Genomic DNA, 23,703 nt, shown 5'->3' with positions numbered 1-23,703 from the left:
GGCAGTGGTCCGCCCCCCCTACCGCACCGACAGGAGTGCCGGAACCGGGGTGTGCGCCTCCCAGGCCGGCTCCCGCTCAGTGAGGCGGGCGGCCACGCGGCGCCACGCGCCGGGATCGTCGCCGAGCCGCTCCCGCACCAGCCGTTCCGTCTCCGCGACGGCGGCGCGCACCTCCGCGGGCGCGTCGCGGCGGCGGCGCGCCCGGTTGAGGTAGGCGAGCACGACCGCCGCCGGGGCGGCCTCGTGGACCAGGTCCCGGCCGGTGAGCTGCCCGGTCTCCAGCAGACGGTCCAGCAGGGCGTCCACGGGCCTGCGGTGGTGGAAGCCGATGCCGTGCCGCAGCCGCGCCACGGTCAGCTCCCGCCCCAGCGGCGTGCCGTGGGGGGACGGCGCCGGCAGATGGGCGGCGTGGCGCAGGCGTATGCCGTGCGGCGCTTCGGGGCCGCGCACCAGCTCCTCCCACGCGGGGAGGGGCTCCTCGTGGTGCGCCGCCTCCAGGGCGTCCCAGTCCAGGGGGCCGGGGGAGGTGTCGATGACCGCGCGGGTCTCCCAGCGGGACCGGGCCCGGCGCAGCCGCTTGACGATGCGGTCGGGGCCCAGTTCGCGGCGCAGGCGGTCGGCGAGGGGCGACTGCGGGTCGTCCGACGCGAGGGCCTTCCGGCACAGCCGGGTCGCGGTCGCGCCGAGCACCCCGCTGTCGGCCAGCGCGGCCAGCCGCTCGGGCCCGCCGTGGCGCAGCAGGCTCATACAGCCGACGAGCTGCTGCGCGAGGTTGAGGCGCTTGCCCGAGCGGGCGAGCACGTACTCCACGAGGTCCGGTTCGGCGGACTCCAGCCACACCGAGCCGCCGGGCGGCTCGGCGCGCGGGTCGGCCCGCAGGTCGGCGGCGAGGCGCGCGGCCGCCGGGCCCTTCCGTGCGGCGAGCCGCCGCAGTACGGCCCGGTCGTGGCTGGTCCGCAACAGGGCGAGGTCCACGTCGGGGTCGGCCAGGTCGAGGAGTCGGAGCACCGAGCCGTCGCTCAGCCAGCGGTGCTGTTCGGAGAGAAGCCGCAGGGCGGCCGGGTCGCGCAGGTCCAGGAGGTGCGCGAACGGGCCGTGCGGGGTGGGCGTCCGGCGCAGGAGGTACGCGGCGAGCAGCCACGGCCCGTCGGGCCCGAAGCGGGGCAGTACCGCGGCGACGGTCTCCTCACGGGCCTCGCACAGCAGCGCGCCGAGAGGCCACTCCCACAGGTGGTTGCCCCGCGCGAGCAGGCGCGACGCGGCTTCAGGGTCGGTCGGCGCCTGACCCCCGTCGGCGACGGCGCACAGCTTCCGCAGCACGTCGGCGGATGGGCGGCCCGCGCGGCGCGACCGGTGGAGCAGCTCCGGCCAGGAGGCGGTGGCGTCCACGTCGCGGGCGATGGCCGCGAGGGCCAGCCACGCGTCGGCGTCGGTGCCGAGCTCCCGGTCGAGGAACGCGGCGACGGCCCGCCTCCATGCGGTGGTGAACGCCAGGTCCTCCCAGCCGTACGGCAGGGTCAGCAGCCGGGCGGCGGGCAGATGGTGCAGCAGGTCGTCGGCGTCCAGCACGCCGTACAGGTAGGCCCGGTCGGCGATACGCCCCTCGGCTTCCGAGCCGTCGTGCTCCCGCAGCCACGCGAGCGCCTCCTCGCGCGTCGGCGTCTCGCACGGATGGACGAGGTCGCCCAGCCCCTGGTCCTCGCAGGCCCGCCACAGCCACCCGGGATGCCGCCACGCGGGCGCCACCCCCTCACGGTGGGCCGCCAGGTACCGCAGCACGCCCCGGTCCTCCGGCAGCGTCGCGGCACCGTCGGGCGCGAGCGACACCAGCAGGTCCAGCGCCCCCAGCGCACACCGCGCCAACCGCCCCACGGGCTCCTCGGGCGCCACCGGATCATCCGGCTCCCCGGGACTGTCCGCCACCACAGGCTCCCCCGACGGCGCCCGCTCCCCCGACGGCTCCCGCTCACCCCCCGCCACCGCGCCCTGCCGCGGCACCACCCCACCCGGCGCCACCGCGCCGTCCAGCGCCGCCGGCTCCTCCGCAGTCACCGGCTCGGCCGCTTCCGCGCCCGGCAGCTCGGCCGCCCGGGCCGGGTGTGCCGGGGCCGGTGTCGGCTCCTGGCGTGCCGCGTCCTGGAGGGCCTCCGCCGGGGTGCCCGGGTGGGCCGGAAGGGACGTGAGGAGGGCCTCCCAGGCGTGCGGGCGGGTCCCGACGGTGTCCTCGCACAGGGCGGCGAACGCGGCGCGGGCCCCGTCGGTCCACAGGCCGTCGGCGGCCACGGCCCGCAGGGCGCCGACCGCGTGTGCGGCAGGCCGGGCGGCCGTGACCAGCAGGACCGGGTCGAGGAGGCCCGCCCGGACCATCCCGACCGCCCACTCACCGGCCGAACCGTCCAAGGACTCGGCCTCCAGCCGCCGCGCCGGGGGCGTGAGGTTCCCGGCGATGCGTCCGCCCGCCCGCCAGGCGGCGTTGAGGAGCGTCAGCCGGAACTCGGCGCGCTCGGCGTCCGTCGCGTCCTCGTGCCGGACCAGCTCCTCCGCGGCCTTCGGCATGAACGGCGCCCGGCGGTTGGCGGCGGCGAGGGCTCGCATGTCGTGGGCGTACGGCTCGTTGAGCAGGTCGCGCAGGGTGCTGGTGCCACGGCTCGTGCTCAACAGCCGGGGCAGCGCGGCCGGGTCCTCGTACGGCTCGCCCTCGGCGCGCAGCCGGGTCGCGCCGTCCGGTTCCCCGAGCGCGGCGGCGACGTCGGCCCGGACCTCCCGGTGGACGTACCGCATGGCCTCGGCGTCGGCGAGCACCGCGCGCAGCGTCTCCGGGCCCCGGCACTCCCATACGCGCAGCAGGGCGTACCGCTGGGCCACCTTGCGGACTCCCCACCGCAGGGCGCGCGGGACGAGTTCGGGGTCGCCGCAGGCCAGCAGGGGCGCCGCCAGGCTGCGCGAATCGTCCGTCGCGGGGGACAGCAGCTCGGCGCGGAGCGACGCGTCGAGCGGGACGCGGTGCAGGGCGTGGGTGATGGCGCGGCGCAGGGACGCCGGACAGCGCTGGTTGCGGTACACGGAGGCGTTGACGACCGGGTCGTCGGCGGCGACGAGGTCCTTCAGGACGCGGGAGTCGATCCGGGGATGCCGGGCGAGGGCGGCCCGCGACCGGGTGTCGCCGTGCGCGACGACGGCGGCCGTCAGCGCGGGTCCCGGCAGCGTGCCACGGGCCAGCAGGGTGTCCACGGTCCGGTCGGGCAGGGCGGTCAGCGCGGCGGCGGCGTGCGGAGGCGCCGCGTGCTCGAGGAGCAGCGCGAGCGTGTCCGTGACGGACCTGGGCGGCAGCGGCGGCGTGCCATCGGCCGGTACGGGGCGGGCCGCGAGCAGGTCCGGCAGCGCCGCGCGCGCGGTGCCGAGCGCGTCATGGAGGCCCCGCCACCGCCGTGGGTCGCCCCCGAGATGACGCCCGGTCAACTCCCCGAGCGCGCGGGCCACAGGGCTCCCCGGCCGGGATGGCACGCCGCCCAGGAACCCGGCGAACGCGCGGGCGGGGCGGCCGCGCCGCAGCAGCTCCGCGACGAGGGCGTCGTCCAGCTCGCCCGCCTGCCGCGCCGCTTCGACCAGCCGGCCCAGGCCCGGCGCCTTCGGCGCGGCGAGCGCGGCCCGCAGCTCCGCGGCGGCCTCCCCGCGCCCCTCCTCCCCCGCCGCGCCGCGGCTCGGCGGCTTCAGGAGCTCCGACAGCGATGCGCGCACCTCCGCCACGTCCATGGCGATCCCCCTGTTCGGTCACGTGACTTACCGTGAACCCCATCTCAGCACGCGCCACTGACAGCGCGCCCCGGCCGCCCTCCGCCCCGGCCACCGCGCATCGGGGGAAAGCCCCGGCCACCCTCCGGTGCGAGCCCGCCGCCCTCCCGGGGGAGCCCGGGCGCCCCCGGGATGCGGGCCCGCGGCCGCGAGGCGCGCCCCGCGCGGTCAGTCCTTCCGGCAGACGTAGTACAGGTTGACCGGGTCGCCCTCGACGGCCCGCGTGTCCACCCGGGTGAAGCCCGCGTCTGCGAGCATGGCGCGGGCCGTCTGCTCGCCCCACACCGTGCCGAGCCCCGCGCCGCCCGTGCTGAGGGACGTGGTCATGCAGTAGAAGACGGAGAAGCCGAACAGGGCGGGCCCGAGCGGGTGGCCGATGTTCTCCTCCAGCCTGCTCGACGCTGCGATCTCGCCCATCAGGAAGATCCCGCCCGGCCGGAGCGCGGCGGCGATCGCGGCGAGGGTCTCGGCGGGCGCGGCCAGGTCGTGGATGACGTCGAAGGCGGTGATCAGGTCGTACGTGCCGCTGATGCCGGTCGAGTCTCCGACCGTGAAGCGGACGTTGTCGAAGCCGAGTCCGGCCGCCTCCTCCCGGCCCGCCGCGATGCCTTCCTCGGAGCGGTCCAGGCCGTGGAAGCGGCTGCGGGGGAACGCGCGGGCCATGACGACGGGCGCGTGTCCCTGCCCCGTGCCCACGTCGAGGGCGTCGGCGCCGTCCCGGAGGCATTCGGTCAGACCGGGCGCGAGCGGCAGGATCGTGTCCACGAGCGCGGCGTCGAAGACGCGGCCGTTCTCCTCGCCCTGGAGCTGCTGGAAACGCGGGTACGCCGTGTACGGGACGCCCCCGCCGTCGCGGAACGCCGCCACGATCTGGTCCTCGACCCCGCCCATGAGGCCCAGGTACTGCATGAGGGTGGCCAGGTTGTCCGGACCGGCCGCCCGGGTGAGGCTGGCGGCGTGGGCGGGCGGCAGCGTGTAGCGGGCGCCCTCGGGGTCGTACGTGACGAACCCGCTGACGACCATGCCGCCGAGCCACTCCCGCACATACCGCTCGTGCAGCCCGGCCGCCTCGGCGATTGCGGCGCTGGTGGCGGCGGGCAGCCCGGCCATCGTGTCGAACAGGCCGGTCCGGTGGCCGACGCTGGTGAGCAGGGCCGTCGCGGCCCCGTTGAGCGCGGCCATGACCCGCCCTGCGAACTCCTCGCGTGCGAAGGCGTCGTCGGCGGTCACCATGGCGTCCTCCTCGTGCCGGCGGTTCCCCTCCCACCGTAGGCCGGGACCCCGGGCACCGCCCCACGGCAGCGGACGGGCTCCGCGCGCGTGCGGCGGACCCGCCCGCGCACCGGGCCGGTCCGCCGCCGCGCGGCGGCGGACCGGCCCGCGACGACGCGGCCGGCGGGAATTGGTCGCGGGCGGGCCGTGACCCGAGCGCGCCTCGGTAGTTGTTCTGGGCATGAAGAAGCGCAGCATGCTCGCCGTGGCGTCCCTCGCCGCCGGAGTCGTCACGTCCCTGCTCACCCCGTCCTCGCACGCCGTCGTCGGCGGCGGCCTGCCCGACCCGGGCTCCCTGGTCGGCACGGACACCGTCACGTCGCTGGTGGACGGTGCCACCGAGGGCGCCACGCAGGGCGGCACGGCCCACGCGGGCGGCGAGACCGTACAGCACTGATCACACTGATCCCCCACCACCGTCCCCGCCGCGCGGCGCGCACTCCCGCCGCGCGGCGGTCCCGTGTCCGGCAGCGGTCCCGTGGCGCGACCGGTCAGGCGAGGTCGTCGCCGCCCGCAGTGCCGGGACGGCCGGGCGGGCCCTGGTTGATGACCGTGGCCAGCTGGGCGCGGGAGCGCACGTCGAGCTTCTGGTAGATGCGCGTCAGCCGGGCCTCGACGGTCTTGACGCTCAGGTAGAGCCGGGCCGCCGCCTCCTGGTTGCTGGCCCCCTGGCCGACCATCCGGGCGAGGCGCACCTCCGCCTCGGTGAGCCGCGACAGCGCGTCCGCGGCGCCCACCGGTGCGGTCTCCGCGCGGGCCGGGCTCTCCGCCACCAGGTCGAGCCAGGGCGCCGCCCCGGCCCGTTCGAAGACGGTGGCCGCCGCGTTCAGCGCCTGCTGGGCGGCCGAACGCCTGCGCCGCCGCCGTTCCACCCGCGCCAGGGCGATGAGGCACCGGCCCTGCTCCAGTACGAGGCCGTGCTCGGCGAACCGCTCGGCCGTACCGGCCAGCAGTGCGGCCGCCTCGTCGGGTTTGCCGCCCGCCGCCAGGCACTGCGCGTACGCCCGGTCCAGGCCCAGCGTCACCGTCGTACGGCCCAGCCGCTCGGCGACCGGGCGGACCTCGGCGACGAGGGACTCGGCCTCCTCCCGCGCGTCGGCCGCGAGCAGTGCCTCGGCCAGCTCCTCGTGCCAGCGCAGCATGGACGGGTCCACGATCCGCTGGCGGCGCTCCCCCTCCTGGACGCGGCGCAGGGTCTCCACGGCGGCGGCCACGTCGCCGGTGACCAGCTGCACCCTCCCCAGCGCGTACAGGGCGCGGGAGAGGAAGACGCTGTCGCCCTCCTCCTCCGACGCCTGCGCGCTGCGCCGCGCGTACCGCAGGGCGCGGGCGAAGGAGCCGCCCGCCGTCTCGGCGAGGGCGAGGGTGTACCAGGCGGGGCCCGGTGACAGGCCCGCCTCCAGGGTGAGGGCGAGGGCGCGGTGGGCGTGCTGGAGAGCGGCGGCGCACTGGCCGCGGCGGGCCTCGACGGCCGCGAGGGTGTGGAGGAGTTCGATGGTGTCCTCGACGGTGCCGCGCCGCTCCACCAGGGGCAGCAGGGCGTTGATCTCGTCACGGGCCTCGTTCAGCCGGTCGTCGAAGAGGGCGTGGCGGATCGTCAGGATCTGGGCGGAGTTGCGGACGCCGAGGGGGCGGAAGGCGCGTTCCAGTTCGCGGGCCTCGGCGAGGGTCTTGTCCGCGTCCGGGGAGCCGAGGACACGGTCCATGCGGGCCTGCTGGGTGAGCGCCTTCGCGGCGGTGTTCCGGTCGCCCACCGACGCGGCGAGCGCGGCGGACTCGACGGCGGCGGCGCGGGAGCGGACCAGGTCGCCGTCGGCGAGGACGTACTTGACGGCCAGGCGCAGGTGGACGGCGGCCTGGAGCGCCGGGTTGCCCTCGGAGTCCTCCAGGGCGTGGACGTACAGCTCGTCCATGTCGGTGAGGCCCTGGCTCGCCGTGTCGAGGACGGCGAGCCGGGCCCGTACGCGGTCCTCGGGGTCGGCGTCCCGGGCGAGGAGGTCGGCGGCGGCGCGCATGGCGAGGTCGGCGCGTGCCGCGCGGGCGGCTTCCTCGGCGGCGGCGGCGAGCCGGGCGATGCGGCGGCGGCCGAGGTGGACGGGGGTGGACTCGGCGGCCAGGAGGGCCAGTTCGGCGGCGAGTGCGCTGTTGCCGCGGCGGCGTACGGTCTCCACGGCCGCGGCGACCTCCGCGGCGAGGCGTTCGTCGGGGACGTCGGTGGCGAGCGCCAGGTGGCGGACGGCCTCGACGGGGTCGTCCACGACGCGGGCGAGCGCGGTGTGGGCCTGGCTCCGCTCGGTCCAGCACGTGTCGTGGACGAGGGTCGTCGGCAGGAGCCCGGCGGTGAAGGTGATGGCGCCGTCCTCGGTGAACGAGACGAGCCCGGCCCGTTCGGCGGCGGCGAGTTCGGCCTCCGCGGTGGGGCGGCCGGCGCGGCGGACCAGGGAGGCGGTCGGCCGCAGCGCGAGCGCGGCGAGGAGCAGCGCGGAGCGCACCGGTGGCGGCGCGGCGGCGAGCATCCGGCGGGCCAGGTCGCGGGCACGGCCGGACAGCGGCAGCGCCTCGGCGTGGTGGACGGGCGTGCGGGAGTCGGCGAGGGAGCGGCCGACGGCCAGGGCGAGGCGCGGGTTGCCGCCGCTGGCCTGGTGGATGCGGCCGGCCATGCGGGAGGCGAGCCGGTGCTGTACGAGGAGTTCGGCGATCTCGTCGGCCTGGAGCGGCGGGACGAGCAGCACGTCCGCCTCGGACGGCACCCACAGCGCGGCGGGCGCGCCGTCGGCCGCCGCGTCCGGGTCGGCGGCGGGCGCGGGCTCCTTCCACGGCCCGGTGCCGGGGTCGCCGTACGGGGTGTCGGGGCCGTAGGGGGCGGGGGTCTCGACGGCCAGGACGTGCAGCTCCGGCGGGGCGAGGTGGAAGGCGAAGCGCAGCAGGTCGGCGCTCTCGGGGTCGATGTGGCGGGTGTCGTCCACGACGAGGAGGACGGGGCCGTTCTCGGCGAGGGTGCGCAGGATGCGGGCGAGACCGAGGCGCAGCGCTATGGGGTCCCAGCCGGAGTCGGGCGCGGTGGCCTCGCGGCACAGGACGGCGATGGCCTCGCGCTGCGGGCCGGGGAGCCCGTCGAGCGCGGAGGGCGGTACGGAGGCGACGAGGGCGGCCGCCGCGGCGCCCGGCATGTCCCGGTCGGCGGGCTGCGGGGCGAGCCACAGGACCGTTTCGCCGCGGGCGGTGGCCTCGGCGGCGGCGGCTTGGGCGACCTCGGTCTTGCCGATGCCGGCGGGGCCGGTGAGCACGGCCCGGCCGCGGGTCTGGAGCGTCCGGTCGAGACGGTCGATGAGATGGGCCCGGCCGACCGGCATGGAGGGGTACGGCGTCGTCCTCATGTGCCACCACCCTCCGGCGCTCGGGTTCGTCCCCGTGCGCGGCGGGCTGCCCGCCCGCGCCCTGTGAGGATACGAACCAGGGGCGGGGAGTCCAGGTCCTTTGTCCGGCATGTGGACGGCACTTTCGGGTGGCGCGGCAGGGCGTGCCCCCGGCCGAATGCCGGGAACACGCCCCTGACCTGCGGTGTTCTATGTCCTACCGGCGTCTCAGAAGGTGAGACCCCAGGAGTCGATGTAGCCGGTGTCACCCGAGGCGACATCGCGGACCTGGAGCTTCCAGGTGCCGTTGGCGACCTCGGAGGAGGCGTTCACCGTGTAGGTGCCGATGACGTTGTCGGCCGAGTCGCTGCCGCTGGAGTTCTTCAGCCGGTACAGGGTGCCGTCGGGGGCGACCAGGTCGATGACGAGGTCACCGCGCCAGGTGTGCTTGATGTCCACGTCCACCTGGAGGGTGGACGGGGCGTTGCCGGTGACGCCGGTGACGGCGATGGCGGAGGTGACGGTCGTGTTGTCCGAGATCGTCACGTTCGTGGCGTTGGTGAAGGTGCCGCCCGGGGTGGGCGTGGTGGTGCCGCCGGTGACGGCGTTGACCGTCTTGGTGGCGTCGGCGATGCCGGTGCCGCAGCCGCCGGTGCAGGTGCCGGGCAGCGGACGCGCGTTGCTCTTGATCGCGGTCTCGATCTCGGCGGGCGTCAGCGTGGACTTGGCCGACTTCAGGAGCGCGGCGAGACCGGCGATGTGCGGGGCGGCCATGGAGGTGCCCTGGTAGGGCTGGTAGTTCTCCAGGGACTGGACCGTGGTGCCGGAGTTCAGCGTGGAGTAGATGCCGTTCTGGGGCGTGGAGGTCGTGCCGCTGCGGGTCTCGCCGCCGGGGGCGGAGACGTCCACGATGGAGCCGTAGTTCGAGTAGTACGAACGGTTGCCCTCACGGCTGGTGGAGGCCACGTTGATGATGTTGCTGCAGTTGGCCGGGGTGAAGCCGGAGGCGTTGGTGTTGCTGTTGCCGGCCGCGACGACGACGGTGGCGCCACGGGAGACGGCACCGTTGATGGCGTTCTGGTAGACGGTCGGGCAGGTGCTGCTGGCGCCGCCGAGGCTCATGTTGATGACCTTGGCGGGCGTGGGGTTGGCCGGGACGCCGGGGACGCTGCCGCCGGACGCCCAGGTGATGGCGTCGGCGATGTCCGAGGAGGAGCCGCCGCACTTGCCGAGCACGCGGACGTGCTGGACCTTGGCGCCGTACGCGATGCCCGCGATGCCCTTGGCGTTGTTGGTCACGGCGCCGATGGTCCCGGCGACGTGGGTGCCGTGCCAGGACGAGTTGCCCGCGCGGGAGCCGACGCCGCACTCGCCGTCGGTGGCGTTCCAGTCGCCCTCGTCCTTGGCGTCGCTGTCGCGGCCGTTGCCGTCGCGGGCGTCCGTCGAGGAGGAGATGAAGTCGTAGCCGGGGATCGTGTTGGCGGCGAGGTCCGAGTGGGCCGCGTAGCCGGTGTCGATGACGGCGACGGTGACGCCGCTGCCGGTGGTCTTGTCCCAGGCGCCGGGCACGTTCATGCCGCCGGTGGGCTCGAAGAGGTCCCACTGCTTGGCGTACTCGGTGTCGTTGGGCGTCACGGCCATCGGGTAGGCGCGGATGTCGGCCTCGACGGAGGCGACGGCCGGGTCGGCGCGGAAGGCGTCCATGACCGCGGCGATGTCCTGCTTGCTGGTCGCGGTGCCGAGGTCGACGAGCGCGGGGCCGCCCGCGAGGCGGCGCTCGAAGGCGAGCTTCTCGCCCGTCTTCGCGGCCTTCTCTGCGGTGTCGCTCTTGGCGGCGGCGTTGGAGGTCGCCTCCGCCGTGCTCGCCTTGTAGGTCACGATGACCTTCTCGACGGGCGCGGTCGGGAGGGTGGCGGCAGGGGTCAGGGCCTGCGAGGCCGGCTGCGGGGAGGGGGTGGCCTGCGCGGCGAGCGCCACCGAGGAGGTGGCCGCGACGCCGAGGATCGTGGCGCTCGCCGCCACGACGGATATCAGTCTCCGCCTGGAACCGTTCAAGTCGTTCCCTTTCAAAGAGCGGCTCCGGCGACTCCCGGAGCTGCTGAGGGTGCGGTGCGCGGCGGCGGCGCGGGGCTGTGGCTGTTTGTGGGGTACCTCCACAGCCCTGGGACCGGGTGGGTCCCGGCGCCGCCGCCGGCGCGACGGCCTCGTCATCGGGGCCGTCCCGGCGGATCTCCCTGGGGTCGCACGCATGGGGTTACATGCACCTGACATTTACAGGTCAGAGGGGGGAACCGCCGGTGCCGGAACAGTAGGGAAACGCGCCATGAACTCGATAGAGGGGAAACCCTTGTCCCGCCCGAGGGGCCCCTGCCCAGAGCGGAGGGTCCCCTCGCCGGGGGCCGTTCGGCCCCACTCGCCGGGACGGCGTCATCGCGGGGCGGGGGCGTCACGTACGAGGTGAAAGCCGCCCAGACCGATCTTAAGGTCCAGACCAAGGGATGTGTCCAGGGGGTGGCCGGTGAAGCGCTCAGGGGCCCGGCTGCCTCTTGGGTGACGTGCCGTCCGCCGAGAACCCGTCACCACCGCGGGGAACATCCGGTCGAACAGAACCGGCCGGTCCGCGAGGCCGGGACCATGGCCCGGTCCCGCGAGGCCGGGGCCATGAACGGTGCGCGGCGCGGTCCACAGGGCCGGGCCATCACCCGTCCTCGGCCGACTCGCGAGGCCGGGTCCACACGGGACCGCGAAGCCGAGTCCGCGGGGCCGGGGCCGTGACCGTTCCACGGCCGCGTCCACGGCCGGGTCGACAGCCTACTTCGCGAGGCCGGGGCCCACGGGGCCGCAGGGCCGGAGCCATGGCCCGGGCGCACGGGGCCGGGGCCATGGCCGGTGCAGGGCGGGGTCCAGGGCCCGATCGGGAGCCGACCTCCGAGGCCGCGTCCACGGCCGGGTCCACGGGGCCACGTCCACGACCGGTCCACGACCGGTCCACGACCGCTCCACGGCCGGCCCGCAGCCGGCGTGAGCGAGCAGCCGAGCGAGGGCGGTGCGGGGCGGAGCCGTACAAGAGGGAAGACGCCACGTGCCCGCGCCCGTCGGAGTGCGCGCCGCCCGCGCGCGCTCCCTCGCTCCTGGCCCGCGCGCCACGCTCTCCTCCCTGCTCCCGCGCGGGTCCGCCGCGTTGCCCTCCACGTGCCTCCCGCGCGTACGCCCCCGCGCTCCCCCGCGGGGGTGTGGTGCAGGCCCTGTGCCATACTCGGCGGCGCTCGCGCACGTACGGCTCTCGGGGGATTTGGTGAACGGCATAGCCCTGGACACGCCGTACCTGGACACCGACGCCGACCAGCTGTCCTTCACGCTCGGCCACCCCGTCCGCGACGCGCTGGCCGTACGCGACCTGACCGTCGGCGGGCTCGACGTGCAGCTGCGGCTGCTCGGCGCCTCCCACCAGGTGTGCGCGGGCCCGGTCCGCGAGACCGTCGCCTGCCTGCCGGGTGTCCGGGGCGGCCTGCCCGAGGCCGCGGCCCATGACTTCGACGGCTGGCACTACTCCTTCGGCGCCCGCGTGGACACGTACTCCGCCTCCGGGTTCGGCGCCGAGGTCGCGCGCGTCCGCGACCTCGCGGACGCCCACCCGGACTCCCTCTACGGCGTCTTCCCCGGCTCCCCCGACGCCGTCACCGCGCTGACCGTCGAGCGGGACGGCACGGCGCTGACCTGGCGCACCTGGCACACGTACCCGAGAAGCCGCCGGATCGTGGCGACCCACACCCGGCTGGAGGCCCGATGAGAACCGCCCCCGCCCGACGCATCACCGCGCTGCTGCTCGCCGCGGCCTTCCTCGCCGGCTGCGCCGACGAACCGGCGGACGACGGCAACCCCGTCCCGTACACCTATCTCAGCAGCGAGTACACGCCCAGCGGGGCCGACTACGTGGACGCCGTGGACCAGCCCTCCACGGTCGCCGACGAGATCCACGGCCACTCCTCGGCCACGGAGCGGCTCGACTCCGAGGACAAGGTGTTCCTGCGCTACCGCGACGACATCGTGGCCATCAGCCCGTTCCTCACCGGCAGCCGCATCGAGGTCGCCGACTACCGTACGGGGCACAAGCGCTGGAAGTCGCACCTCAGGAGCTGGCCGGACCCGGACAGCGCCAGCTTCCGCGGCGGTGGCCCCGGCTCGGGCAAGTGACCCGCTCCGGCAAGTGACCCGGCGCTCCGGCGCCACCCCGCCCACGATTCCCCGACGACGTTCCCGAAAGGCATCCCCGTGGCAGAGATCTTCGAGTCGGCCGGCATCGCCGTGCTCTACGGCCTGGTCGGCTTCGTCGTGATGGTGGTCGGCTTCGTCGCGCTCGACCTGGTGACCCCCGGCAAGCTGTTCCACGTCGTGTGGACCGAGCGCAACCGGGGCGCGGCCGTGCTCCTCGCCGGGCAGATGGTCGCCGTCGGCCTGGTCATCGAGGCGTCCATCCGCGCCAGCGAGTCCGAGCTGGGCCTCGGCTACGGGCTGCTCAGCACCCTGCTGTACGGGCTCGCGGGCGTCGTCGTGATGACCCTCATCTCGCTGCTCATCGGCCTGCTGACGCCCGGCCGCCTCGGCGCGGCCGTCCTCGACGACAACGGCACCGCCGCCCACCCCGCCGCATGGGTCCAGGCGGCCATGTACCTCGGTACGGCCTTCATGGTCGGCGCCGCCGTCTCCTGACACCTCCTCACCTCATGAGCACCACCACCGTCCCGGACAGCGCCGGCACCGGCCCCGACAGCGTCGGCACCACCACCGGCGACGCCCCGCCCGCCACCGCTCCGACGCGCCCCCGCTACCCGCGGGGGACCCGGGTGCTGCTGCTCCTCGCGGTGTTCGTCTGCGCCGCCTGCGGCCTGGTCTACGAGCTGGCGCTGACCGCGCTGGGCAGCTACCTCATCGGCAACTCCGTGATGCAGACCTCCGTGGTCATCTCCGTCATGGTGTTCGCCATGGGGATCGGCTCGCTGGCCGCCAAGCCGCTCCAGCGGCGGGCGGTCGGCGCGTTCGCCCTGGTCGAGCTGCTCCTCGGCCTGGTCGGCGGGCTGTCGGTGCTCCTGCTGTACGTGGCGTTCTCCTGGCTGCGGATCTACATGCCGGCCATGGTGGTGGCCTGCTTCGTCGTGGGGCTGCTCATCGGCGCCGAGATCCCGCTGCTGATGACGCTGCTCCAGCGGATCAGACGGCAGGAGGCGGGCAGCGCGGTCGCCGACATGTTCGCCGCGGACTACGTCGGCGCTCTCATCGGCGGCCTGTGCTTCCCGCTGCTGCTCCTGCCCGCCTTCGGGCAGTTGAAGGGCGCCCTGGTGGTGGGCGCGGTCAACGCCGTCGCCGGGGGCGGGGTCGTCCTGTGGATCTTCCGCCGCGAGACCAGAATGATCGTCCGCGCGGGTTTGCTGGGCGGTGTGGCGGCCGTCCTCGCGGTGCTGGCCACGGTGTACGCGCTCGCCGACGACATCGAGGTGACGGCGCGGCAGAAGCTGTACCGGGACCCGATCGTCCACGCCGAGACCACCCCGTACCAGGACATCGTGGTCACCCGCTCGACCGCGTTCACCGGGGCGCCCGACACGCGGCTGTTCCTCAACGGGGACCTTCAGTTCTCCTCGGTGGACGAGTACCGGTACCACGAGTCGCTGGTCCACCCGGCGCTCGCGGGGAAGCGGTCGTCGGTGCTGGTGCTGGGCGGCGGTGACGCGCTGGCGCTGCGGGAGGTGCTGCGCTACGACGACGTGGAGGACGTCACGCTGGTCGATCTGGACCCGGCGATGACCCGGCTGGCCCGCACGTTCGGCCCGCTGGTGGACCTCAACGGGCGTGCGCTCGCCGACCCGCGCGTCACGGCCGTCAACGCGGACGCCTTCACGTGGCTGCGGGACGCGGGGCGGCGGTACGACGCGGTCGTCATCGACTTCCCGGACCCGGACACGGCGGCCCTGGCGAAGCTGTACAGCGTCGAGTTCTACCATCTGCTCACGCACGTCCTGAAGCCGGAGAGCCGGGTCGTGGTGCAGGCCGGTTCGCCGTTCTTCGCGCCCAAGTCGTACTGGTCGATCGCCGAGACGGTACGGGAGGCCGGGTACGCGACGACCGCCTACCAGGTGGACGTGCCGAGCTTCGGCAACTGGGGCTTCGTCCTGGCCTCGCCCGGCCGGGGCGGCGAGGCCCCGCCGCTGCGGCTGGCCCCCGACGCGCCCCGGCTGCGCTTCCTGGACGACGCGGTGCTCGAGGCGGCCACGGTGTTCCCGGTGGACCGCCGCCCCCAGGACGTCCGCGCCAGCACGCTCATGGACCCGGCGGTCCTGGAGTACACCCGCCACGAGTGGCAGAACTACTGAGCCCGCCGCCACGGGGCCGAACCAGCGGCGGGGCCCGGGGGCCGTGGCCGCCCACCCCGGCACACCGCGCGTGAGGCCGTCGGGCTCGCCGGGTCGTACCCGCTGCGGCCGCCGTCGCCGGAGCCTCAGTCGCCGGAGGCGCGACAGGCGTCGTAGTAGTCCTCACCGCCGACGAGGACGGATGTGACGTACAGGGGGAGGCCGCCGCGGGCGCGGGGCACCTCCTGGGACGTCTGGCGGGTGAAGCCCAGGGAGAGGCCGGGGATGCGGGGGTACTCGGGCTCGGTCCGGTCGACGGTCCAGCCGCGCCCCTCCGCTTTCCGGAACAGCTCGTCGGCGGGCGTCGTGAACACCTCGTCGCCGTCGAGGAGCACCCGGACGTCCGTCGTGCGGCCTTCACCGGGCCACCACAGCTCGACGGCGGTGACGGCGTCGCCGGGCCCCTCGAAGTGGATGTTCACGCCGATCTCCCGGCAGGCGGTGAAGATGGCCTCCGGGAGGCCGTCGGCGGGCCTGGTCCGGGGTGTCCGCCAGGGGGCTACGGCCGCGAGGGCCTCCTCGGCGGTCATGCCCAGGCGCACGGGCCCGACGCCACGGGGCGGGTCCAGAACGAGGTCCACGGGTCTCTCCTGGTGGGTGCTGCCGCTCGTCCTGACGGCGTCGATCATGCCGGTGCGCCGGCAGGGGCCGTAGACCGGGGGCCTGGCCGTGGGCCGAGGCGTCGGGGCCGGGGCCGAGGCGGATCACGATGTGCGGGTACGCCGGCTCCGGCAGCGGGTCCCTACGAACCAGCGCGGCTGCGCCCATCCGGCGTCGGCCCAGGGGCCGCCCGGGCGGCATGGCGGGGATCGCGGGCTCGTCCACCCGGAACGAGAAGCGGGTCGTGCCGTGGCGGCGCGCGGCGGCGACCGGAGCGGCACGCGTCGCGTGCGGAGCGCGTATCCGGCGCCCGGGGCGTGAAGAATGGCAGACGGGTCCCGGCAAGCGCCCTGACCGTCCGTCATCACCAGCACCATCCAGCCCGTCGCCTGGAGGCAGCGTTGAAGATGCTCATCAATGTGCCCGAGACCGTGGTCGCCGACGCGTTGCGGGGGTTCGCCGCCGCGCATCCGGAGCTGACCGTGGACGTGGAGAACCGGATCGTCGTACGGCGGGACGCGCCCGTCGCCGGGAAGGTGGCGCTCGTCTCCGGGGGCGGGTCCGGGCACGAGCCGCTGCACGCCGGGTTCGTGGGGCCGGGCATGCTGTCGGCCGCCGCTGCGGGCGAGGTGTTCACGTCGCCCGTTCCGGACCAGATGGTGCGGGCCGCCGCCGCGGTGGACTCCGGGGCCGGGGTGCTGTTCGTCGTGAAGAACTACACCGGTGACGTGCTGAACTTCGACATGGCGGCCGAGCTCGCCGAGGACGAGGGCGTCCAGGTCGCCAAGGTGCTCGTCGACGACGACGTGGCCGTCTCCGACAGCCTCTACACGGCGGGGCGGCGCGGGACCGGCGCGACCCTGTTCGTGGAGAAGATCGCGGGCGCGGCCGCCGACGAGGGCGCGCCGCTGGAGCGGGTGGAGTCGATCGCCCGCCGGGTGAACGCCGCCTCCCGGAGCTTCGGCGTGGCGCTCAGCGCGTGCAGCACGCCCGCGAAGGGCGGCCCGACGTTCGACCTGCCGCCCGGCGAACTGGAGCTCGGCGTCGGCATCCACGGCGAGCCGGGGCGGGAGCGGCGGCCGATGATGACGGCGCGGGAGATCGCGGACGTCGCCGTGGACGCCGTACTGGACGACCTGGACCCGTCGGGTCCCGTGATGCTGCTGGTCAACGGCATGGGCGGGACGCCGCTGCTGGAGCTGTACGGGTTCGGGGCGGAGGTGCACCGCGTCCTCAAGGAGCGCGGGGTGCCGGTGGCGCGGACGCTCGTCGGGAACTACGTCACCTCCCTGGACATGGCGGGCGCGTCGGTGACGCTGTGCCAGGCCGACGAGGAGCTGCTGCGGCTGTGGGACGCGCCCGTGCAGACCCCGGCGCTGCGGTGGGGGCGGTGAGCGCCGTGCTGGACGCCGGGTTCCTCCAGCGGTGGATGGCGGCTGCCGCGGCCGCCGTGGAACGCGAGGCCGACCACCTCACCGAACTGGACTCCGCCATCGGTGACGCCGACCACGGCGCGAACATGCGGCGCGGTTTCGCGGCGGTCGCCGCCGCCCTGGACGCCGAGCCGCAGACCACGCCCGGGGCGGTACTCGTCCTCGCGGGACGGCAGCTGATCTCGACGGTCGGCGGCGCGTCCGGGCCGCTGTACGGGACGCTCCTGCGCCGCGCGGGCAAGGCACTGGGCGACGCCGCCGAGGTGACGCCGGAGGCGCTCGCCGAGGCGCTCGGCACCGGTGTCGCGGCGGTGGCGCAGCTCGGCGGGGCGACGGCGGGCGACAAGACGATGCTGGACGCGCTGGAGCCCGGCGTGGCGGCGCTCGCGCGGGACGGCGACTTCGCGGCGGCGGCGCGGGCCGCCCGGGAGGGCGCGGCGGCGACCGTGCCGATGCTCGCCCGCAAGGGCCGGGCCAGTTACCTCGGGGAGCGGTCGGTCGGCCACCAGGACCCGGGCGCCACCTCGGCCGCCGTGCTGTTCGCCGCGCTCGCGGAGGTGGCGTCGTGACCGGGGCTCCGGGAAGCGGGGTCGGGGTCGTCCTCGTGTCGCACAGCGCCGAGGTCGCCTCCGCCGTGGTCAGGCTGGCGCTGGGCCTCGCGGGCGGGGCCTCCGGGGTGCCCGTGGCGGCCGCGGGGGGCGGGCCCGACGGGGGGCTCGGGACGAGCGCCGAGCTGATCGCCCGGGCCGCGCGCGAGGTGGACCGGGGCGCCGGGGTGGCCGTCCTGGTGGACCTGGGCAGCGCCGTACTGACGGTGAAGGCACTGCTCGCGGAGGGCGACGAACTGCCCGCCGGCACGCGGCTGGTGGACGCGCCGTTCCTGGAGGGCGCGGTCGCGGCGGTGGTCACCGCGGCGGCGGGCGGCGACCTCGACGCGGTCGCGGCTGCGGCGGAGGAGGCGTACGGCTACCGCAAGGCCTGACCGGGGCGCGGTTGTGAGGGAGCTGGTCAACGCACTACTGTCGCAGGGCCTTGGTGTACGGGAAACCGGTGCAAAGCCGGTGCGGCCCTCGCCACTGTGATCGGGAATGTCCGGCTCCACCCTCCGCGCGAGCGGGGAAGCCACTGGACCGCCGCGGGAGACCGCGGCATCCGGGAAGGCGGAGCCGAGGCGGTACGACCCGTCAGCCAGGAGACCGGCCAGGGCGCGTTGTCCATCCACGAGGTGCTGGAGAGGGTCTCCCCCACATGCATATAGCCGAGGGGTTTCTGCCCCGGGAACACGCGGTCGCCTGGACACTGGCGGCCGCCCCCTTCGTCGTCCACGGTGTCCGGGCGCTGACCCGGGAGGTCAGGGCCAACCCCGAGTCCACGCTGCTGCTCGGCGCGGCGGGGGCGTTCACCTTCGTCCTGTCGGCGCTGAAGATCCCGTCCGTGACGGGCAGCTGCTCCCACCCCACCGGCACGGGCCTGGGCGCCATCCTGTTCCGGCCACCGATCATGGCGGTGCTCGGCACGATCACGCTGCTGTTCCAGGCGCTGCTGCTGGCGCACGGCGGGCTCACCACGCTCGGCGCGAACGTCTTCTCGATGGCCGTCGTCGGTCCGTGGGCCGGGTACGGGCTGTACCGGCTGCTGCGCGGGACCGGGGCGCCCCTGATGGTGGCCGTGTTCTTCGGCGCGTTCGTCGCGGACCTGTCCACGTACTGCGTGACGAGCGTGCAGCTGGCGCTGGCGTTCCCCGACCCGGGGACCGGTTTCGCGGGGGCGCTCGCCAAGTTCGGCGGGATCTTCGCGGTGACGCAGCTGCCGCTCGCGGTGAGCGAGGGCCTGCTGACGGTGCTGGTCATGCGGCTGCTGCGGCAGTCCAGCAAGGGTGATCTGGCGCGGCTCGGGGTGCTTCCGGCGGCGGACACGGCGAAGGGGGCGGCGGTCCGATGAGCCGTAACGCGAGGATCAACGTCCTGCTCGTGCTGGTGGTCGTGGCGCTGGCGGTGCTGCCGCTGGCGCTGGGTCTCGGCGAGGGCGAGGAGGAGCCGTTCGCGGGCGCCGACGCGCAGGCGGAGACGGCGATCGCGGAGAACGCCCCGGACTACGAGCCGTGGTTCACGCCGCTGTACGAGCCGCCGTCCGGCGAGGTCGAGTCGGCGCTGTTCTCGCTCCAGGCGGCGCTCGGCGCGGGCGTGCTGGCGTACTACTTCGGGCTGCGGCGCGGCCGCCGCCAGGGCGAGGAGCGGGCCCGGGAGGCCATGGCGTCCGAGGGCGGGACTGTGACCGGGGCCGAAGCGGGCGAGGCCGGGACCGGGGCCGTGTCGGCGGGCGAGGCCGGGACCGTCGCGGCTGCCGGGAGCGAGGCCGGGGCCGCCGGGCAGGCCGGGCCGGGGGCGCACCGGTCGTCGGCGTCCGGGGAGTAGCGCGGGTGCTGCCCATCGACGTGGCGGCGCACAGCAGTCGCTGGCGCCGCCGCCATCCGGCCGAGAAGGCCGTGCTCGGCTTCGGGCTGACCGGGTGCGCGGTGTCCCTGCCGCCGTGGCCGGGCGCCGTCCTGGTCGCGGCCACGGCCCTCGCCGTGCTGCTCGGCCCCGCCGGGGTGGCGCCGCGCCAGCTGTGGCGGGCGTGGCGGCTGCCACTCGGGTTCTGTGTGACGGGCGCCGTGCCGCTGCTGTTCCAGGTGGGCGGGCCCGCCGGGTTCGTGGCCCTCGCGCCGGACGGCCCGGTCCACGCCGCCCACCTGCTGCTGCGCACTTCGGCGGCGTCCCTCGGGCTGCTGCTGTTCGCGTTCACCACACCCGTCTCGGACGTGCTGCCCCGGCTCGTGCGGGCGGGGGTGCCCGCGCCGGTGGTGGACGTGGCGCTGGTGATGTACCGGATCGGGTTCCTGCTGCTGGACGCGGTGGCCCGCATCCGGCAGGCGCAGGCCGCGCGGCTGGGGCTGACCAGCCGGGCGGCGGCGTGGCGGTCGGTGGCGGGGCTCGCCGCGACCGCTTTCGTACGGGCCTTCGACCGTGCGGCGCGGCTCCAGTCGGGGCTCGCCGGGCGCGGCTACGACGGGACGCTGCGGGTGCTGGTGCCCGAGGCGCGGGTGGACCGCCGTTTCCTCGCCGCGACGGCGGCGCTGCTGGCGGCGGTGGTCGCCCTCACCCTCGTACTGGAAAGGTCGCTGTGATGTCGAAGGCCGCCGTGGTGGAGCTGGTCGGGGCGGGGTTCGCCTACGAGGACGGCCCCGCCGTCCTGTCGGGGGTCGACTTCGCCGTGCCCGAGGGGCGGTCGCTGGCCGTGCTGGGCCGCAACGGCAGCGGCAAGACGACACTGCTGCGGCTGCTCAGCGGCGGGCTGCGGTGTGCGAGCGGGCGGCTGCGGGTGGCCGGTGAGGACGTGGAATACGACCGGAAGGGCCTGACCCGGCTGCGTACGACGGTGCAGCTGGTCGTGCAGGACCCCGACGACCAGCTGTTCGCCGCGTCGGTCGGGCAGGACGTGTCGTTCGGTCCGATGAACCTGGGGCTTTCGGAGGACGAGGTGCGGGCCCGGGTGCGGGCGGCGCTGGAGGCGCTGGACATCGCGGCGCTGGAGGAGCGGCCGACGCATCTGCTGTCGTACGGGCAGCGGAAGCGGGCGGCCATCGCGGGCGCCGTGGCGATGCGGCCCCGGGTGCTGATCCTGGACGAGCCGACGGCCGGGCTCGACCCCCATGGGCAGGAGCGGCTGCTGGCCGCGCTGGACGGGCTGCGGGCGTCCGGGACGACGGTGGTGATGGCCACGCACGACGTGGACCTGGCGCTGCGGTGGGCGGACGACGCGGCGGTGCTCACGCCGGAGGGGCTGCGCACCGGGCCGGTCGCGGAGCTGCTGGCGGACGCGGAACTGCTGGACGCGGCGCGGCTGCGGCGGCCGTGGGCGATGGCCGTGGCGCGGCTGCTGCGGTCGCGGGGGCTGCTGGGCGCCGACGAGCCGGTGCCGTACACGCCGGAGGAGCTGGACGCCTGGACGGCGGGGCGGGTGCCGGGCTGACCCGGCGGCGGGACGGGACGCACGGGCGCACAGGGACACAGGCGGTACAGGGACACAGGCCGAGCGTGCCGCAGCTCACGCCCCGCACCTTATGCAACTTGTTGCACAAACGGCTCGCCGTCGTCTACAACAGGGGCGATGACACCGCGCGCGAGGAGGCGCCCCTCATGACCCCGACCCCGAGCCCGTCCCCGTACCCGCGTCTGATGAGCCCGCTCGACCTGGGCTTCACCACCCTGCCCAACCGGGTGCTCATGGGCTCCATGCACGTGGGCCTGGAGGAGGCGGAGAACGGCTTCGAGCGGATGGCCGCCTTCTACGCGGCCCGCGCCCGGGGCGGGGCGGCCCTCATCGTGACGGGCGGCATCGCCCCGAACGACGCGGGACGGCCGTACGAGGGCGGGGCCAAGCTCACCACCGAGGAGGAGGCCGCGCGGCACCGCGTCGTCACGGAGGCCGTGCACGCCGAGGGCGGGCGGATCGCCATGCAGATCCTCCACTTCGGCCGCTACGCCTACCACCCGCAGCTGGTCGCGCCGAGCGCGATCCAGGCGCCGATCAGCCCGTTCGTCCCGAACGCCCTGACGGACGACGAGGTCGAGCAGACCATCGAGGACTACGTACGGGCGGCGGAGCTGGCGAAGTCCGCCGGGTACGACGGCGTCGAGATCATGGGCTCCGAGGGCTATCTGATCAACGAGTTCATCGCCGCCGCGACCAACCACCGCGACGACCGCTGGGGCGGCTCATACGAGAACCGGACGCGCTTCCCGCTGGAGATCGTCCGCCGCACCCGGCAGCGGGTCGGCGAGGACTTCATCCTGATCTACCGGCTGTCCATGCTGGACCTGGTGCCCGGCGGCTCGACGCTGGAGGAGGTCGTCGCGCTCGCGAAGGAGATCGAGGCCGCCGGGGCGACGATCATCAACACCGGCATCGGCTGGCACGAGGCCCGCATCCCGACCATCGCCACCTCGGTGCCCCGCGCCGCCTACACGTGGGTGACGAAGCGGCTGATGGGCGCCGTGTCGGTGCCGCTGGTCACCGGCAACCGCGTCAACACCCCCGAGGTCGCCGAGCAGGTCCTCGCCGACGGCCGCGCCGACATGGTGTCGCTGGCCCGGCCGTTCCTCGCCGACCCCGACTTCGTGGCGAAGGCCCGCGAGGGCCGGCCGGAGACCATCAACACCTGCATCGGCTGCAACCAGGCGTGCCTCGACCACACCTTCAGCGGCAGGATCACCTCCTGTCTGGTCAACCCGCGCGCCTGCCACGAGACGGAGCTGGTCCTCTCCCCCACCCGGCTGCGCAAGCGGATCGCCGTCGTCGGCGCCGGGCCCGCCGGGCTCGCCTGCGCCGTGTCGGCGGCCGAGCGGGGCCACGAGGTCACGCTGTACGACGCGGCCGACGAGGTCGGCGGGCAGCTGAACGTGGCCAGGCGGGTGCCCGGCAAGGAGGAGTTCGCCGAGACCCTGCGCTACTTCAGGATCCAGCTGGAGCTGCGCGGCGTGGACGTGCGGCTCGGCACGTACGTCTCCGCCGGCCTGCTGGGCGGGTACGACGAGGTGGTCGTCGCGACGGGCGTCACCCCGCGCGTCCCGGACATCGAGGGCGTGGACCACCCCGGCGTCGTCGGCTACCTGGACGTGCTGCGGGGCGGCGCGCGCGTCGGCGAGCGGGTCGCGATCCTGGGCGCGGGCGGCATCGGCTTCGACGTCGCCGAGTACCTGACGGACGGCGGCGAGGGAGCGAGCCTCGACCCGGAGACGTACTTCCGGCAGTGGGGCGTGGACACCTCGTACGGCGAGCGGGGCGGCCTGCGCGCCCCCGAGCGGCCGCGTCCGCCGCGCCGGGTGACGCTGCTCCAGCGCAAGACGACCAAGGTGGGCGCCGGACTGGGCAAGACGACCGGGTGGATCCACCGCACGGAGCTGAAGCACCGGGGCGTCGCGATGGTCGCCGGGGCGACGTACGAGCGGATCGACGACGAGGGTCTGCACATCACCGTCGACGGCGAGGCACGGACGCTGCCGGTGGACACGGTGGTGCTGTGCACCGGCCAGGAGCCGCGCCGCGACCTGTACGAGGAGCTGACGGCGGCGGGGGTGCGGGCGCACCTCATCGGCGGCGCGGACGTGGCGGCGGAACTGGACGCGAAGCGCGCCATCGACCAGGGCACCCGCCTGGCCGCGACGCTGTAGGCGCCGCACGGCCCCGGCGCCCCGTCCGCCGGTCCCTGGACGGGGCGCCCGGCCGCGCGGTCCCTAGGATGCGGGCATGTCACTGCCGCACGCGATCCTCACCGCTCTGCTGGAGAAGCCGTCGTCGGGCCTCGAACTGACCCGGCGCTTCGACCGGTCGATCGGCTACTTCTGGTCGGCGACCCACCAGCAGATCTACCGCGAGCTGGGGAAGCTGGAGCAGGCGGGGCTCATCCGGGCCCTGCCCGCCCCGGCGACACCGGTACGGGGGCAGAAGAAGGAGTACGAGGTGCTGTCCGCCGGCCGGGAGGAGCTGGCGGACTGGACGCGGCGCGCCGAGGACCCGAAGCCGATCCGCAGCGCGCTGCTGCTGCGGCTGCGCGCGGCCGCCGTGGTGGGGACGGAGGGCATGGCGGACGAGTTGCGCCGCCATCTGGAGCTGCACCGAGCGCAGTTGGACGAATACCTGGCCATGGAGCGGCGGCAGTTCCCGCCGGAGCGGGACTCGGAGGCGGACCGGCTGCGGCACCTCGTGCTGCGCGGCGGAATCGAGCTGGAGCGGTTCTGGATGGCGTGGCTGACGGAGGCTCTTGAAGGGCTGGGAGTCCTGGACGACCCGGACGACTGAGCG

General features: G+C 75.3%; 19 protein-coding genes and 1 riboswitch. Of the genes, 14 read left to right on the top strand and 5 right to left on the bottom strand.

The window, feature by feature from the left end:
* Positions 1–18 precede the first annotated feature (18 nt).
* Positions 19–3,753: a hypothetical protein gene (locus tag J116_RS26995; RefSeq protein WP_023590205.1), complete on the bottom strand. Its 3,735-nt coding sequence runs from the start codon at positions 3,751–3,753 to the stop codon at positions 19–21.
* A 207-nt stretch (positions 3,754–3,960) separates the two neighbouring features.
* Positions 3,961–5,025, bottom strand: a complete 1,065-nt coding sequence (locus tag J116_RS26990; protein WP_023590204.1) for a class I SAM-dependent methyltransferase — start codon at positions 5,023–5,025, stop codon at positions 3,961–3,963.
* Between the two features lie 220 nt (positions 5,026–5,245).
* Here J116_RS26990 and J116_RS26985 point away from each other — a divergent pair, with 220 nt between their 5' ends.
* Complete coding sequence (locus J116_RS26985) at positions 5,246–5,461, top strand: hypothetical protein (RefSeq protein ID WP_037947013.1); 216 nt, start codon at positions 5,246–5,248, stop codon at positions 5,459–5,461.
* A 94-nt stretch (positions 5,462–5,555) separates the two neighbouring features.
* Here J116_RS26985 and J116_RS26980 read toward each other — a convergent pair whose 3' ends face one another.
* Entirely contained in the window at positions 5,556–8,441 is a 2,886-nt protein-coding gene (locus J116_RS26980; RefSeq protein ID WP_023590202.1) for a LuxR family transcriptional regulator, read from the bottom strand.
* A 207-nt stretch (positions 8,442–8,648) separates the two neighbouring features.
* Positions 8,649–10,442, bottom strand: a complete 1,794-nt coding sequence (locus J116_RS26975; protein WP_023590201.1) for a S8 family peptidase — start codon at positions 10,440–10,442, stop codon at positions 8,649–8,651.
* A 1,273-nt stretch (positions 10,443–11,715) separates the two neighbouring features.
* On the opposite strand from J116_RS26975, the gene J116_RS26970 reads away from it, so the two are divergent.
* From J116_RS26970 to J116_RS26955, 4 genes are all read left to right on the top strand, one after another.
* The gene (locus tag J116_RS26970; RefSeq protein WP_023590200.1) at positions 11,716–12,210 is read left to right on the top strand and encodes a DUF2617 family protein; all 495 of its coding nucleotides are present in this window, start codon (positions 11,716–11,718) and stop codon (positions 12,208–12,210) included.
* On the top strand, positions 12,207–12,614 hold the full coding sequence (locus J116_RS26965; RefSeq protein ID WP_023590199.1) for a DUF4247 domain-containing protein: 408 nt from the start codon (positions 12,207–12,209) through the stop codon (positions 12,612–12,614). Before J116_RS26970 ends, J116_RS26965 begins: the two co-directional genes overlap by 4 nt.
* A gap of 78 nt (positions 12,615–12,692) precedes the next feature.
* Positions 12,693–13,130 (top strand): DUF350 domain-containing protein, encoded by a 438-nt coding sequence (locus J116_RS26960; RefSeq protein ID WP_023590198.1) that lies wholly within the window; start codon positions 12,693–12,695, stop codon positions 13,128–13,130.
* A gap of 14 nt (positions 13,131–13,144) precedes the next feature.
* Entirely contained in the window at positions 13,145–14,788 is a 1,644-nt protein-coding gene (locus J116_RS26955; RefSeq protein ID WP_023590197.1) for a polyamine aminopropyltransferase, read from the top strand.
* A 125-nt stretch (positions 14,789–14,913) separates the two neighbouring features.
* On the opposite strand, the gene J116_RS26950 is transcribed toward J116_RS26955, so the two are convergent.
* The gene (locus J116_RS26950; RefSeq protein ID WP_023590196.1) at positions 14,914–15,408 is read right to left on the bottom strand and encodes a hypothetical protein; all 495 of its coding nucleotides are present in this window, start codon (positions 15,406–15,408) and stop codon (positions 14,914–14,916) included.
* Between the two features lie 420 nt (positions 15,409–15,828).
* Between J116_RS26950 and dhaK the strand changes: the two genes are divergently transcribed.
* The 9 genes from dhaK (at position 15,829) to J116_RS26905 (ending at position 23,700) form a co-directional block, all read left to right on the top strand.
* Entirely contained in the window at positions 15,829–16,821 is a 993-nt protein-coding gene (gene dhaK / locus J116_RS26945; protein WP_028964579.1) for a dihydroxyacetone kinase subunit DhaK, read from the top strand.
* Between the two features lie 5 nt (positions 16,822–16,826).
* The gene (gene dhaL, locus J116_RS26940) at positions 16,827–17,429 is read left to right on the top strand and encodes a dihydroxyacetone kinase subunit DhaL (RefSeq protein WP_028964578.1); all 603 of its coding nucleotides are present in this window, start codon (positions 16,827–16,829) and stop codon (positions 17,427–17,429) included.
* On the top strand, positions 17,426–17,842 hold the full coding sequence (locus J116_RS26935) for a PTS-dependent dihydroxyacetone kinase phosphotransferase subunit DhaM (protein ID WP_023590193.1): 417 nt from the start codon (positions 17,426–17,428) through the stop codon (positions 17,840–17,842). The genes dhaL and J116_RS26935 overlap by 4 nt, the downstream gene beginning before the upstream one ends.
* 34 nt (positions 17,843–17,876) lie before the next feature.
* A riboswitch (cobalamin riboswitch) is annotated at positions 17,877–18,079 on the top strand.
* A gap of 29 nt (positions 18,080–18,108) precedes the next feature.
* Complete coding sequence (locus J116_RS26930) at positions 18,109–18,801, top strand: energy-coupling factor ABC transporter permease (RefSeq protein WP_023590192.1); 693 nt, start codon at positions 18,109–18,111, stop codon at positions 18,799–18,801.
* The gene (locus J116_RS26925) at positions 18,798–19,274 is read left to right on the top strand and encodes an energy-coupling factor ABC transporter substrate-binding protein (protein WP_023590191.1); all 477 of its coding nucleotides are present in this window, start codon (positions 18,798–18,800) and stop codon (positions 19,272–19,274) included. Before J116_RS26930 ends, J116_RS26925 begins: the two co-directional genes overlap by 4 nt.
* Before the next feature lie 5 nt (positions 19,275–19,279).
* Positions 19,280–20,026, top strand: a complete 747-nt coding sequence (gene cbiQ, locus J116_RS26920; RefSeq protein ID WP_023590190.1) for a cobalt ECF transporter T component CbiQ — start codon at positions 19,280–19,282, stop codon at positions 20,024–20,026.
* Positions 20,026–20,871 carry an energy-coupling factor ABC transporter ATP-binding protein gene (locus J116_RS26915; protein WP_023590189.1) on the top strand — a complete coding sequence of 282 codons (846 nt, stop codon included), beginning with the start codon at positions 20,026–20,028 and terminating at the stop codon, positions 20,869–20,871. Before cbiQ ends, J116_RS26915 begins: the two co-directional genes overlap by 1 nt.
* 167 nt (positions 20,872–21,038) lie before the next feature.
* Positions 21,039–23,072, top strand: a complete 2,034-nt coding sequence (locus J116_RS26910; RefSeq protein WP_023590188.1) for an NADPH-dependent 2,4-dienoyl-CoA reductase — start codon at positions 21,039–21,041, stop codon at positions 23,070–23,072.
* Positions 23,073–23,148: 76 nt separating this feature from the next.
* The gene (locus J116_RS26905) at positions 23,149–23,700 is read left to right on the top strand and encodes a PadR family transcriptional regulator (RefSeq protein ID WP_023590187.1); all 552 of its coding nucleotides are present in this window, start codon (positions 23,149–23,151) and stop codon (positions 23,698–23,700) included.
* Positions 23,701–23,703 lie beyond the last annotated feature (3 nt).

The sequence above is a fragment of the Streptomyces thermolilacinus SPC6 genome (assembly GCF_000478605.2).
Lineage (GTDB): Bacteria > Actinomycetota > Actinomycetes > Streptomycetales > Streptomycetaceae > Streptomyces > Streptomyces thermolilacinus.
The sequence above is the reverse complement of the archived record's forward strand: the minus strand, read 5'-3'. Positions and strand labels throughout refer to the sequence as shown.

Coding starts and splice junctions, on each gene's coding strand:
- J116_RS26980 (WP_023590202.1), bottom strand. CDS start 8,441: ATGAGGACGACGCCGTACCCCTCCATGCCGGTCGGCCGGGCCCATCTC.
- J116_RS26990 (WP_023590204.1), bottom strand. CDS start 5,025: ATGGTGACCGCCGACGACGCCTTCGCACGCGAGGAGTTCGCAGGGCGG.
- J116_RS26965 (WP_023590199.1), top strand. CDS start 12,207: ATGAGAACCGCCCCCGCCCGACGCATCACCGCGCTGCTGCTCGCCGCG.
- J116_RS26905 (WP_023590187.1), top strand. CDS start 23,149: ATGTCACTGCCGCACGCGATCCTCACCGCTCTGCTGGAGAAGCCGTCG.
- J116_RS26995 (WP_023590205.1), bottom strand. CDS start 3,753: ATGGACGTGGCGGAGGTGCGCGCATCGCTGTCGGAGCTCCTGAAGCCG.
- J116_RS26925 (WP_023590191.1), top strand. CDS start 18,798: ATGAGCCGTAACGCGAGGATCAACGTCCTGCTCGTGCTGGTGGTCGTG.
- J116_RS26915 (WP_023590189.1), top strand. CDS start 20,026: ATGTCGAAGGCCGCCGTGGTGGAGCTGGTCGGGGCGGGGTTCGCCTAC.
- J116_RS26930 (WP_023590192.1), top strand. CDS start 18,109: ATGCATATAGCCGAGGGGTTTCTGCCCCGGGAACACGCGGTCGCCTGG.
- J116_RS26910 (WP_023590188.1), top strand. CDS start 21,039: ATGACCCCGACCCCGAGCCCGTCCCCGTACCCGCGTCTGATGAGCCCG.
- J116_RS26955 (WP_023590197.1), top strand. CDS start 13,145: ATGAGCACCACCACCGTCCCGGACAGCGCCGGCACCGGCCCCGACAGC.
- J116_RS26985 (WP_037947013.1), top strand. CDS start 5,246: ATGAAGAAGCGCAGCATGCTCGCCGTGGCGTCCCTCGCCGCCGGAGTC.